Source organism: Flavobacterium sp. SH_e (genome assembly GCF_025717045.1).
In the GTDB taxonomy this organism is placed as follows: domain Bacteria; phylum Bacteroidota; class Bacteroidia; order Flavobacteriales; family Flavobacteriaceae; genus Flavobacterium.
Genome location: NZ_JAOVZN010000006.1, coordinates 797,119 through 810,680 on the forward strand (window position 1 = coordinate 797,119; position 13,562 = coordinate 810,680).

9 protein-coding genes are annotated in these 13,562 nt (G+C 33.6%); all 9 read left to right on the plus strand.

The window, feature by feature from the left end:
• The first annotated feature begins 7 nt into the window (after positions 1-7).
• The 9 genes from OD917_RS14360 to OD917_RS14400 all read left to right on the plus strand — a co-directional run bounded on the left by OD917_RS14360 (position 8) and on the right by OD917_RS14400 (position 13,393).
• Positions 8-364, plus strand: a complete 357-nt coding sequence (locus OD917_RS14360) for a four helix bundle protein (RefSeq protein WP_263524136.1) — start codon at positions 8-10, stop codon at positions 362-364.
• A 68-nt stretch (positions 365-432) separates the two neighbouring features.
• Positions 433-1,389, plus strand: coding sequence for a methylenetetrahydrofolate reductase [NAD(P)H] (metF, locus tag OD917_RS14365; RefSeq protein ID WP_263524137.1), 957 nt, complete (start codon positions 433-435; stop codon positions 1,387-1,389).
• Positions 1,390-1,520: 131 nt separating this feature from the next.
• On the plus strand, positions 1,521-2,234 hold the full coding sequence (locus OD917_RS14370) for a class I SAM-dependent methyltransferase (protein WP_263524138.1): 714 nt from the start codon (positions 1,521-1,523) through the stop codon (positions 2,232-2,234).
• A gap of 78 nt (positions 2,235-2,312) precedes the next feature.
• Positions 2,313-3,536: a dicarboxylate/amino acid:cation symporter gene (locus OD917_RS14375; protein ID WP_263524139.1), complete on the plus strand. Its 1,224-nt coding sequence runs from the start codon at positions 2,313-2,315 to the stop codon at positions 3,534-3,536.
• Between the two features lie 133 nt (positions 3,537-3,669).
• On the plus strand, positions 3,670-6,738 hold the full coding sequence (locus OD917_RS14380) for a T9SS type B sorting domain-containing protein (protein WP_263524140.1): 3,069 nt from the start codon (positions 3,670-3,672) through the stop codon (positions 6,736-6,738).
• Between the two features lie 75 nt (positions 6,739-6,813).
• The gene (locus tag OD917_RS14385; protein WP_263524141.1) at positions 6,814-8,217 is read left to right on the plus strand and encodes a pyridoxal phosphate-dependent decarboxylase family protein; all 1,404 of its coding nucleotides are present in this window, start codon (positions 6,814-6,816) and stop codon (positions 8,215-8,217) included.
• A 297-nt stretch (positions 8,218-8,514) separates the two neighbouring features.
• On the plus strand, positions 8,515-10,881 hold the full coding sequence (locus OD917_RS14390) for a TonB-dependent receptor (protein WP_263524142.1): 2,367 nt from the start codon (positions 8,515-8,517) through the stop codon (positions 10,879-10,881).
• Between the two features lie 26 nt (positions 10,882-10,907).
• The gene (locus OD917_RS14395) at positions 10,908-12,134 is read left to right on the plus strand and encodes a DUF4374 domain-containing protein (RefSeq protein WP_263524143.1); all 1,227 of its coding nucleotides are present in this window, start codon (positions 10,908-10,910) and stop codon (positions 12,132-12,134) included.
• Between the two features lie 104 nt (positions 12,135-12,238).
• Positions 12,239-13,393 (plus strand): PepSY-associated TM helix domain-containing protein, encoded by a 1,155-nt coding sequence (locus OD917_RS14400; RefSeq protein WP_263524144.1) that lies wholly within the window; start codon positions 12,239-12,241, stop codon positions 13,391-13,393.
• The last annotated feature ends 169 nt before the right edge of the window (positions 13,394-13,562 follow it).

Sequence of the window (13,562 nt, forward strand, 5' to 3'; positions counted from 1 at the left end):
AACTAAAATGGAATACAGTAAATTGGAGGTTTGGGTTGAAGCAAGAAAGTTAGTGAATTTATTGTATGATTCTTCTAAACTGTTTCCAAAGGAAGAATTATTTGGATTGACAAATCAGATGAGAAGAGCGGCAATCTCAATTCCTTCAAATATAGCAGAAGTTTGTGGGCGTCAAACATCAAAAGAGACAATACACTTTCTTCATATTTCAAGAGGCTCATTATATGAATTAGAAACACAATTTTATTTAGCATTAGATCAAAAATACATTGATGCGAATACATTTGATATTGTGTTAACGCAGATTCAAACTTGTAAAAAGTTATTAAACGGTTTTATTAACTACTATAAAAAATTAATATAGTTGAAGTTGTAATTGTTGAGTTCGATAAGAACCATCAACCATCAACCAAAAACTATCAACTAAAAAAAATGAAAGTAACAGAACATATAGAAAACGCCAAAGGAAAAACATTATTCTCATTTGAAATTATTCCGCCTCAAAAGGGGAAAAGCATTCAGGAATTGTACGATAATATTGATCCGTTAATGGAGTTTAATCCGCCGTTTATTGATGTAACTACTTCACGTGAAGAGTACATTTATATTGATAAAGGCAACGGACTTTTAGATAAAAAACTAACTCGTATGCGTCCGGGAACGCTTGGAATTTGCGCTTCTATAAAACACAAATACAATGTAGATACGGTTCCACATTTGCTTTGCGGTGGTTTTACCAAAGAAGAAACTGAATACGTCTTGGTTGACTGTCATTATTTAGGAATCAACAACGTAATGGCGCTTCGTGGAGATGCTATGAAAGATGAGCAGTCTTTTACGCCTAAAGCGGGAGGGAATCATTACGCAATTGATTTGGTTAAACAAATTAAAGATTTAAACTGCGGGCAATACCTTCACGAAGTGATTGATACCGATAACAGAGCAGATTTTTGTATTGGAGTTGCTGGCTATCCTGAAAAACACTTAGAATCACCTTCTTTACAATCAGATTTAAAAAGATTAAAAGAAAAAGTAGATGCAGGAGCAGATTACGTAGTAACACAAATGTTTTTTGACAATGCGAAATATTTTGCTTTTGTAGAAAAAGCAAGAGAAATGGGTATCACAATTCCGATTATTCCTGGAATTAAACCAATCGCTGTTCAAAGACATTTACAAGTTTTACCGCAGATTTTTCGAATTGATTTGCCAGAAGATTTAATCGATGCAGTAGATAAATGCAAAAATAACGCTGAAATCAAACAAGTCGGCATCGAATGGGCGGTTCAACAGTCATTAGAATTAAAAGCTGCCGGAGTTCCGTTTTTACACTATTATTCGATGGGTAAATCTGAGAATATTCGTCAGATTGCTAGTCAGGTTTTTTAAAGAATTCTATTAGATATAAACTCAAGTTTGTCATTTCGACGAAGGAGAAATCACAATCGAATATCTGCGAAGATTGGAAATACATTTTGTGGAATTTCTAGTGTGATTTCTCCTTCGTCGAAATGACAAAAATGCTAAAGAATTTAGATTGGAGAATTTTGTTTAATTTAGAAGTTTTAAATTTTCACGCCATGAAAAATGAAGAATTACAAGCAATTGCTTCTCAATTAAAGCATCCATTGGGAGAAAAAGGAATTGAAATGGGAAATATGATGAACGAAACAAACATCAATATGACCAAGCATTCCATTCAAAATCTAAATATTTCAAAGGAAAATAGAATTCTGGAACTAGGCCACGGAAACGCAGGGCATGTTGAATTTCTATTTGAACAAGCGGAAAAACTAAAATACTACGGACTGGAAATGTCGGAACTGATGTTTCAGGAAGCGCGACAGATCAATCGAAATTTTGTTTCTCAAAAACAGGCTTTCTTTTCACTTTATGACGGAAATACGATTCCGTTTGAAGATGGATTATTCGATAAAATATTTACCGTAAATACGATTTATTTTTGGCAGAGACCTGAAGAATTACTCTTGGAAATTTATAGAGTTTTAAAACCAAATGGAAATTTATGTTTAACATTTGCCGAAGAAGATTTTATGAAAACATTGCCATTCACTCAATTCGAATTTGAGCTTTATAGCAATGAAAAAGCTCAGAAATTAATTGAGAAAACGGCTTTTAAAATTGTTTACACCGAAACGCAGATCGAAAAAGTAAAAAGCAAAACTGGTGAATTGGTCGACAGGGCTTTTACTACAATTGTTTTGGAAAAATAATAAAAGAAAGAGTATTAAAACTAATACTCTTTTTTTATTTAAATTTAATTCAAGTCTCTAATACTTTTTTACAAATAAATGGAAGTCAAAAAAATCAATTTTCTACAAAGTTATAGCAGTATCTTTTTACTTCTTGGCGGAATTATAATAGGAAGCATTTTTGGATTGGTTTTCGGAGAAGATGTTTTGATTATAAAACCTCTTGGCGATATTTTTCTAAATTTACTTTTCACAGCGATAATTCCACTTATATTTTTTACAATAGGTTCTTCAATTGCTAATCTGGAGAGAACAGAAAAGCTTGGAAAGCTCTTTGTTATAATGTTGTTAGTTTTTCTTGCTACCATTTTGATTTCAGCAATTGTCATGATTTGTGCCGTTTATCTTTTTCCAATTCATGAAGATATAGCGATAGCGAAAGTTCCGTTTGAAGAAGTAGCATCGGGATCAGCAGGAGATCAAATAGCAAAGCTGCTTACGGCAAATGATTTTTTCGAATTATTGTCCCGAAAAAGTATGCTGGCTTTAATTATTTTTTCTTTTTTAGTGGGTTTTGCAACATTACAATCGGGTGAAAAAGGAAGTGCTTTTAAGAGTTTTCTAGATTCAGGAAATGAGGTAATGAAACAGCTTTTGAACATCATTATGAAATTTGCACCAATTGGTTTGGGAGCTTATTTTGCTTATCAGGTTGGTGTTTTCGGACCGCAATTGCTGGGAGTTTATGCAAAACCGATGGCAGTTTATTATGCTGCTTGTGTTTTCTATTTCTTTACGTTCTTTAGTTTATATGCATTTGTTGCTGGCGGAAAACGAGCTTTTAAAGTTTTTTGGAGCAATAACATTACGCCTTCTTTAACCGCAGTTGGAACTTGCAGCAGTATTGCAACAATTCCTGCCAATTTGGATGCAGCACAAAAAATGGGAATTCCAGCCCATGTTCGAAATTTGGTAATTCCGCTTGGTGCGCCTTTGCATAAAGACGGTTCAAGTATGTCATCCATCCTAAAAATTACTTTTCTATTTGCCATGTTTGGAAAGGATTTCACAGAACCTTCAACTATTCTTTTGGCATTAGGGATTACCATAATTGTTTCAATTGTAGAAGGTGGAATTCCGAATGGAGGTTATATTGGAGAAGTTTTAGCCATTACTGTTTATGGTTTTCCAATGGAACAAGCTTTGCCCGTTGCCATGATTTTAGGAACTCTCGTTGACCCAATTGCTACTTTATTAAATGCCAATGGAGATGTGATTGCTTCTATGGTGGTTTCTAGATTCTCCGAAAAAACGAAATGGTAACATTAGTTCAAAAAGTGCTTTAAAATGACTGGTAGATAATAATTTTATATATATCGAGATTTTCTGTTGATTAGTCTAAAACATTGATTTAATGGCTTATTAAACAGTAGTTTTACTGAGTAATTAATTTGTTTTGAAAGGTAAAACTATTTTTGTTGTATTTTTATTTATTGTCTGCTTCCATGTGCACGCTCAGTTGTGCACTGGAAGTTTAGGCGATGCTGTTGTCAAAATTGATTTTGGAACAGGCACTTCTTCGCACGGAACGGCATTAGGAACAGGTATTACAAGTTATACTTGGACAACAGCAGATTTTCCGAACGATGGTTCTTATACAATAGAAAAAACAACCAACACACCAGGAACTTGGTGGACTACAACAGACCATACAGGTGGAGGTTATATGATGGTTGTGAATGCGAGCCTTTCTACAACAGATTACTTTTATAAGAATACTGTAACAGGCCTTTGCCCAGATACTACTTACGAGTTCGCAGCGTGGATTATGAACTTATTGCGATCAAACGATACAAGTCCGCCAAATATTACATTTACGATAGAATCGACTTCTGGAACTATTCTAGGAACTTACAACACTGGAGATATCGGACTTAGTTCAAGCGCTGTGTGGAAACAATATGGCTTTTATTTTACAACTCCAACCGGAATTTCGACGGTTGTCATTAGAATGCGAAATAATAAAGCTGGTGCTGCTCCTGGAAATGATATTGCTTTAGATGATATTACTTTTCGCGCCTGTGGGCCAACAGTTACTTCGGCAATACAAAACAATACTAATACGAATCTAACGATTTGTCAGGGAGATACGCAAAGTTATACACTTACGGGAACGGTTTCTTCAGGATATTCAAATCCTGCTTACCAGTGGCAGGTTAGCAGTGATAATGGAATAACTTGGAGTGATATTTCTGGTGCAAATGCACTAACTTATACTTTTGTACCTAATTCTACAGCAGGCACTTATTTATATCGCATGGCGGTAGCACAAAGCAGTAATATTTCATCGGCTACTTGTAGGGTCGTGTCGAATACGATTAGCTTTAAAGTCAATGAAAGTTCCACTGCCCCAACTTTCACGATAGTGCAGCCAACGTGCGATGTGCCGACTGGAACTATTACTATTGCCACAGCTGCCAATACAACTTATAGTATTGATGGAACAAATTATCAAAATTCAGGAATATTTTCTGGACTTGTAGGTGGTGATTATAGTGTTACATCAAAATTAAATACAGGCTGTTCCTCAACTCCAGTAATTGCACATATAAATTCTGTCGCTTCATCTAGTGCTACTCCAACTTTTTCGGTTATTCAGCCTGTTATTTGTTCTAATCCTTTGGGAACAATTACAATAACGAGCAGTGATTATGAATATAGTTTTGATAATGGTACAACTTGGTCAACGAGTGATACAAAGTCAGGATTAGAAGCTGGAGATTATTGGATTAAAACTAGAAATAGTTCTAATTGTGAAACTACAGCAGTTTTAGTTTCTATTTTAGTTCCGCCGGGCTATCCGCCAACGCCGACAGTTTCGGTTGTACAGCCAGATTGTATATTGGCAACAGGAACAATTACCATTTCTGATGCTGCAACAGCATATAGTTTTGATAACGGAGTAACATGGCAAGTTTCAAATTCCAAAAATAATTTGGTTCCAGGAAATTATAAAGTCCTTATTAAGAATTATTTAGGTTGCGTTTCTTTGGTGCCAAATGAAGTTGAAATAAAAGCTTACGTTAATCAAGAACCTCTGGTTACAGCTGTAAGTCCGCAACTTTTTTGTGAGCAGCAAAATGCAACTTTAAATGATGTGAATGTGACTGGACAAAATATTAAATGGTATGATGCTCCAGCAAATGGGAATCTGTTGCCAAATTCTACCCTTTTAGAAAGTAAAACATATTACGCATCACAAACAATTGCTGTCTGCGAAAGCGAAAGAATTCCAGTAGCTATCACTATTCAAAGCACTCCAGCACCAACAGGTGATGCACAACAAGATTTTTGTACTACTCAAAAGTCTACAATAGCAAATTTAACAGCAGTGGGAAACAATGTGGTTTGGTACGATAACGCATCAAATGGAACGATTTTATCATCAACAACAAGTTTAATGAATGGGGCAACTTATTATGCTTCTCAGACTATTAATGGCTGTGAAAGTGTAAGCCGTCTGGCAGTTTCGGTTTCCATAGTTGCCCCTTCTTTATTGTTTAGTAATGTTTCGGCGAATGTTTGTGACGAATTAAATGACGGATCAGAAATCATTGATATCACAAATTATAATAGTCAAATTGCAGGATGTAGCTCTTGTACGTTCACTTATTATACAACATTAGCTGCAGCAGAAGATCAAATTGCAGCAAATCAAATTACTGATGCTACAAATTATAATTTATCAGCGGGTACAACTTTAATTTATGTTCGAATTGATTCTAATGATAAGTGTTATCAAATTGCCGAATTGAATTTAACTTTAGTAAATGTGCCCGTGATTCCAATTTCAGATATTGTTTCGTTATGCCAAAATAAAGACGTTGAGGTTCATGCAGGTTCTGGTTTCGATAGCTATTTATGGTCGACTGGAGCTTCTGCAGAATCAATTACAATTACAGAAGCTGGAGCCTATTCGGTTACAGTAACACAAAATCATGGAGATGTAATTTGTTCATCTACAAAAGATTTTCAGGTTAAACTTTCCAATAGTGCTACTATTCAAAATCTTGCTGTGAAAGATTGGACAGATACAGATAATGTTATTGTAGTCGAATTAACAGATGCAAGTCTAGGTGATTATGAATATTCGATTGACGGAAATACTTATCAAGACAGTAATATTTTTTCTGGATTGGCGACTGGAGATTATATCGTATATGTGCGAGATAAAAACGGCTGCGGAACGGTAAATCAGGAAGTGTTTTTATTGAATTATCCAAAGTTCTTTACTCCAAATGAAGATGGTTACAACGATACTTGGGGAATAAAATTCTCAGAAACAGAACCTGAAATCAATACTAAAATATTTGATAGATACGGCAAATTCATAAAAGAATTGAACGCTTATACCAATTGGGACGGAAAATTGAACGGAAGAGAATTACCAGCAACTGATTATTGGTTTGTTGTAAAGAGAGCTAACGGAAAAATTTACAAAGGGCACTTCACTTTAAAACGCTAAAAAGTTTTATTTAGCTATAAATGGAAAAACAATTATTCCTTAATTTAGATGAAAAATTTATCTAATTATAGAAAAATGAATTCGATACTACAGCACGATCTAAACGATTTTGAAAATATCCTGCATACCACAAAACAACACGGAATTAATTTTTTAAATAATCTCGAAAATATTCCAACTACAAATAATTATTCCATTGATCCTAAAAAAGAATTGAACGAACTTGGATTAGGTTCGTTAGGAGCTTTAGAAGAATTTAAAAAAAGATTAGAACCTTTATTGGTTTCTTCGCCAGGAGCGCGTTATTGGGGATTTGTAACTGGCGGCTCTACACCAGCTTCTATTGCAGGTGATTGGCTAGCTTCTGTTTACGATCAAAATACACAGGCTACGACTTCTCAAGGCGGAAATTCGGCTTTAATAGAATTTGAAACTATTCATTTATTATTGCAATTGTTAGGATTGCCAGATACCTTTTTAGGCGGTTTTGTTACTGGTGCGACAATGTCAAATTTTACTTGTTTGGGTGTTGCTAGACAATGGTTTGGAAAACAGCTTGAAAAAGATTTTGCTAAAAACGGAATTTCGGAAACCATCAATATATTAACAGCGACTCCTCATTCTTCTTCAATAAAAGCATTGTCAATGTTAGGAATTGGAAGTCAGAATTACACCACTGTCAAAACAATAGAAGGCAATCGTGAGGCTATTGATATTGTCGATTTAGAAGAAAATATTAAGAAATTAAACGGAAAACCATTTATTCTAATTTCGAGTGCAGGAACTGTAAATACTGCAGATTTTGATGATTTTGAAGCTATTTCAAAGTTGAAAGAAAAATATAAATTCTGGTGGCATATTGATGCTGCTTTTGGAGGTTTTGCAGCGGTTTCAGATAAGTACAAACATTTGGTAGAAGGATGGGAAGGCGCTGATAGTGTCACAATTGATTGTCATAAATGGCTTAATGTTCCTTATGAAAGTGCTTTTTATTTAATTAAAAAAGAACATATAAACCTTCAGATTGAGACATTTCAAAATTCAAATGCTCCTTATTTAGGAAACCCGTTAGAGAATTTTAATTATTTAAACGTTCTACCAGAAAATTCGCGTCGTTTGAGAGCTTTGCCAGTTTGGTTTTCTTTGACAGCTTATGGCAAAGAAGGATTTTGTGATATTGTTGAAAAAAGTGCATCTCTGGCACTTCATTTTGGGAATGCACTTATTGAAGATGGGAACTTCGAGCTTTTGGCTCCAATTCGTTTAAATAATGTTTGTTTTACGTTAAAAGGAGATGAAAATCAAAATAATGTTGCTCAATTTTTAACCAAACTCAATGACAGAGGAAAGGTATTTATGACGCCAACTTTTTATGAAAACCGAAAAGGAATTAGAGCTTCTTTTGTTAATTGGAGAACAACAGAAAATGATGTTAAAATTGTAATCCAAGAAATGCGAGATGTAGTCTCAGAGTTCTAATAGAGCGGTTTGCATATTTATAAACGAAGTCCTGTTTTCAACCGAAACGGGACTTTTTTTTAATTTTTTTGTAAGTTTTTTAATAAAATGCTTTTCCTTATTTAGAATCTTTAAAATTAATTTTTAAGTAAAATTTAATCTAATCTTAATTTAATCTTAAGAAATCTTTCTTTTTTTGAAGATATCAAATTTTTATCGTTAATAATAATGCTTATTTAGAATAATTAAAAACAATTTGCATAAAGAGGTTTTAGAATTTATTTTTGGGGCAATTAAATTCCAAACTCATTTTTTAAAATGCAAATTAAAAGAATTGTAATCTTGATGCTGATTCTCCTTTCTTCAATTCAAGGTTTTTCGCAAAAAGGTAAGGTAGTTTTAAACGGAGTAATTTTCGCTGATAACGGCCAGCCAACAGAAGGTGTTTCTGTGGCATTAAAAGGAACAAACTACGCAGCATTGACTAATGCAAACGGAGAATATGAAATTACTGCCGAGCCAGGTAATTATACTTTAATGGTTAATTATGTAGGCTACAAGTCGAAACAAACAAAAATCAATTTACAATCTAACCAAACTGCACCAAACATTACAATTGAGGAAGATATGGCAGCTTTGGACGAAGTTCAAATTAAAAGTAAAACTAAAGTTGAGCGTGTTAGAGAACAGCCTTTTAATATTACTGCTGTTGACTTAAAAATTGTTCAAAATACTTCTGCAGATTTAAATCAGGTATTAAATAGAACTACAGGGGTTCGTGTTAGAGAAACAGGAGGGATGGGTTCTGATTTTAATTTTTCTTTAAACGGATTCTCAGGAAATCAAGTTAAATTTTTCATGGATGGTATTCCAATTGATAATTACGGATCTTCTTTTACACTGAATAATATACCTGTTAACTTGGCAGAGCGTATTGAAGTTTATAAAGGAGTCGTTCCTGTGGAATTAGGAAGTGATGCTTTGGGAGGTGCAATAAATATCATTACAAATCAATCGGTAAAACGTTATGTTGATGCTTCTTACAGTATTGGTTCTTTCAACACACATAAATTAGCAATCAATACACGATTTAGTGGTAAAAAAGGCTTTGTAGCAAACATTAATGCTTTTGGAAATTATTCTGATAATAGCTATAAAGTTGATGTTAGTGTAGCCGATGCAAATGGAAATTTTGGCCCAGTACAAGCCTACAAGCATTTTCATGATGGCTATAAATCGGGAGCAATTATTGGAGAAGTCGGAGTAAAAGACAAGAAATACGCTGATTATCTGGTTTTAGGAATGATGGTTTCTGGTAACAAAAAAGAAATACAGACAGGAGCAACTATGCAAAATGTTGTTGGTGATGCTTTTAAAGATAGTAAAGCATTCGTTCCTACTCTTAAATATAGAAAAGCAGGTCTTTTTACTAAAGATTTATCTTTAAATTTAATTGCTTCATATAATATTGTTAACAGCCGATCTGTAGATACTTCTTCTTATAGGTATAAATGGGATGGAAGCCGTACTTACAATGTATTAAGTAATAGCGGAGAGATAAATCGTGAAAAAACTATTTATGTTTTTGATGATAAATCATTTCAGGCCAATACTAATTTCAAATATGATTTGAATGACAAACAATATTTAGCATTTAACTATTCTGTTAATAATTTAAAACGTAACGAAGAAGAAGAATACAGAGCAGATGCGCCTAAACCAGGTTCGCCAACTTTGAATAAAAATATTTTAGGATTATCGTACAACTTAGCTGCTTTTGATCGAAAATTATCTGTTATCGCATTTGGTAAAAAATACTTTTTAAATAGCAGAATGATTGATGTTGTAGATGATTATGCTGATGAAAAAGAATATACGGTCATAAATAGTTCATTTAACGATTGGGGTTATGGAACAGCATTAGCTTATTTTTTGACTAGTGAAATTCAATTAAAAGTATCTTACGAACACGCTTTTCGTCTTCCAACTGCTGAAGAAATGTTAGGAGATGGTCTTACAATCTTACCAGCAATCGAATTGGTTCCAGAAGAAAGCGACAATTTCAATGCAGGATTTATCTTTAAGCAATCTTATGCTATAAATTCATTTGGCTTTCAAGGAAACTTCATTTATAGAAATGCGAAAAACTTTATTAGAAGTAAACCAGAAGGAGCATTGGCTATATACTCAAACTTAGCCGATGTGAGAGTTACAGGTTTTGATGGTGCATTCAATTATGGATACAAAAACTGGTTGACTTTCGAAATAAATGCAACATACCAAAAATCACTTAACCAAGGAGATTTTGATCCGCCTTGGACAAATATCAAAAATGACTACAAAGGGACTCAAATTGAGAATATTCCAATTTTTTATGGTAATGCCAATTTAGGTTTCAATTTTAAAAATATTAGAACTTCTGGAGATAATCTAAGTTTTAATTTATTCGCAAATTACATTGGAGAGTATTACCTAAAATCAACAAAAAATGGTGATCCAAGTACGAGAAGAACTATCCCTGAACAATTTACACAAAGTATAGCTACCGCTTATGTTTTTGGAAAAGGAAGATATAATGTAGGTTTAGAATGCAACAATATTACCGACAAAAAAGTATATGACTACTTCATGGTACAAAAGCCAGGAAGATCATTTACAGTTAAGTTCAGATACTTTATAAACTAAATAAATAATTCTTAAATTTTAAAACGATGATAACAAGAACTAAAACACTTTTAGCGTTATTCATACTTTCAGCCGCTACATTTTCATGTAGCAGTGATGATGCTGCACCAGTAGAAAATCCAGCTGATGTAAGTTATGTATTGGCTTACCAAACAAATGATTGGGATACATACATCTGGCAGTTTGAGTCTCTAGACGAAATTATGACTGGAGATATTAACATGGTTGGAAAAGGTATTGAGCAGGCAGCTAGCGCTGGTGTTCCAGTAGCTAATACATTTTTTGCTCTTTCTGGCGAAAGCGAAGGATCTGTTGGATATTACCTTAATTCTGATGGTATTTTAACAACAAGCAAAAATGTTTTTACAGGAGATACTTATGCTTACGGAACTACAGATGACGATAAATTAGTTTTAGTTAATTCTCCTTGGGACGCTAGTTCAACTCAAAATGAGTTAATTATTTACGATCCTGCAACTGCTAGTATTACAAACCGTAAATATGATGATTTTGCAATCTCTAACGGACACTTTTTATGGCCAACTAGTGTAAACGTATCTGGAGACAAACTTTTCGTATCTACATTTGAGCGTGATGCAGCTTGGAAACTTTATAATGGAGCTGCGGTTGTAAAAGTTTACGACTATCCGTCTTTAACGTATGTAAAAACTATTACAGATTCTCGTACAACTACAATTGGACAATACTATACAAATACAGGTATGGTACAAACAGAATCTGGTGACATCTATACATTCTCTTCAAACTCTCGTACGGCAGGTTATGCTGCAACAACTGGACACTCAGGAATTCTAAGAATCAAAAAAGGACAATCAGAATTTGATTCTTCTTATTTCTTTGATATCGAGGCAAGTTCTCTTAGCGGAAGAGTGGTATCTGCATATCCTGTTGGAGGAGAGAAAGTATTAATTAACTATATTCCTGCTTCAATTGATGCTGACCAAGGAAACTGGAGTTTCTTAAACTATGGAACATTTGCATTTAAATGTGCTATTTTAGATTTAAGCACAAAATCAATTACACAAGTTACTAACTTACCAGATCACGCTGGAGATAACTACTATGGGTTTGGAAGTGCTTTCACAGAAAATGGAAAAATCTACAAAAGTTTTGTAACAAATGATGAAGGGCGTGTTTACCAAATTGATGTTAACACAGGTGTAGCTGTAAAAGGAGCTGTAATTACTGGAGGTGTAAACTTACCTGCAATCACTAAATTGAAAAAACAATAATAAGAAAGATTAAAATTTAATTTTTCTATCAAAAACACCATATAATCATTGTTCTAAAGGCAGTGATTATATGGTTTTGTTATGTTTATAAACTTTTAATAATAATGAACAAACAATCACCAAAAACAAAATCAAAAGAAAAATCAGGTCTCAGCAAAGTAAATGCCTGGCTTCACTTATGGCTCGGACTTGCATCTGGAATTGTGGTTTTTATAATGGGAATTACAGGCTGTATTTTGGTTTTTGAACACGAAATAAAAGAACTGACTTCGCCTTGGTTAAAAGTAGAAGCTCAAAGTCCAGACGAAGTATTAAAGCCTTCAAAAATTTACGCCTCAGTTAAAAATGCGCTACCAAATAAAGAAATTCACGGTGTATGGTATAATGGTTTAGATAAAACAATAAAAGTAGATATTGAATCGGATTCTTTGATTTATGTAAATCCTTATAACGGAAAAATAACTGGAATGGTTGATCACGAAGATTTTTTCCATGAAATTGATGAAGGTCACCGCTATTTATGGCTCGGCAAAGAACTTGGAACAACTATTACTTCTTGGGCGACTTTGATTTTCTTTTTTCTATTAATCAGCGGAATCATTCTTTGGTTTCCAAAAAAATGGAACAAAACCACAATTAACAGTAGTTTTAAGATCAAATGGAACGCACGTTTCAAAAGATTAAATTATGACCTGCATAATGTTTTAGGATTCTATACGCTTCTTTTAGCATTTTTAATTGCATTGACAGGTTTAATTATGAGTTTTCATTGGGTACGCGAAAGTACGTATTGGATAACGGGAGGTTTTGCCAATGAAAAGGAAAAGAAAGAAGTTGTTGCAGAAATTAAACCAGATACTCTTTCAAAACCTAAATATGATATGTTAACTTCTGCAGATCTTATTTTTGATAAAGTTCGAAAGGAAATTGCAAAAGAAAATAAAGAAGCTGTAATTATCCATTTTCCAGACGAACCAAAAGAGAGTTTTTATGCTTGTACCGATATGCACAACGGAAATTGGAGAGATTTGTACTTCGATCAGAAAACATTAGAAATGCTTCCAAATTCAAAGAAATATATAGGAGAAGAGAAATTCCACGATTGGATGAGCCGTTCTAATTACAGTCTTCACGTTGGAGCAATTGGCGGATTAACAACTAAAATTATCTATTTTACAGCAAGTTTAATCTGCGCTAGTTTACCAATTACAGGTTTTTATATTTGGTGGGGAAGAAAGAAAAAAACGAAGAAAAACTAAACGTTTTAATAATTAAGTCTTAAAGTTTTTTTAAAGGGTATGAACTTTAGAAAGGCTTTTTTGTGCTTCTACAACCACAAATTTCAAATCCACAATACAAATCTACAATTTACAATCTGAAATCTAAAATGAACTAAATATAGAAGAGCCTGTTTGAAGGAACAGGCTC

Bases quoted from the DNA above. Each gene is read 5' to 3' on its own strand.
- OD917_RS14360 (WP_263524136.1), top strand. From the start codon at position 8: ATGGAATACAGTAAATTGGAGGTTTGGGTTGAAGCAAGAAAGTTAGTG.
- metF (WP_263524137.1), top strand. From the start codon at position 433: ATGAAAGTAACAGAACATATAGAAAACGCCAAAGGAAAAACATTATTC.
- OD917_RS14370 (WP_263524138.1), top strand. From the start codon at position 1,521: ATGCTAAAGAATTTAGATTGGAGAATTTTGTTTAATTTAGAAGTTTTA.
- OD917_RS14375 (WP_263524139.1), top strand. From the start codon at position 2,313: ATGGAAGTCAAAAAAATCAATTTTCTACAAAGTTATAGCAGTATCTTT.
- OD917_RS14385 (WP_263524141.1), top strand. From the start codon at position 6,814: ATGAATTCGATACTACAGCACGATCTAAACGATTTTGAAAATATCCTG.
- OD917_RS14390 (WP_263524142.1), top strand. From the start codon at position 8,515: ATGCAAATTAAAAGAATTGTAATCTTGATGCTGATTCTCCTTTCTTCA.
- OD917_RS14395 (WP_263524143.1), top strand. From the start codon at position 10,908: ATGATAACAAGAACTAAAACACTTTTAGCGTTATTCATACTTTCAGCC.
- OD917_RS14400 (WP_263524144.1), top strand. From the start codon at position 12,239: ATGAACAAACAATCACCAAAAACAAAATCAAAAGAAAAATCAGGTCTC.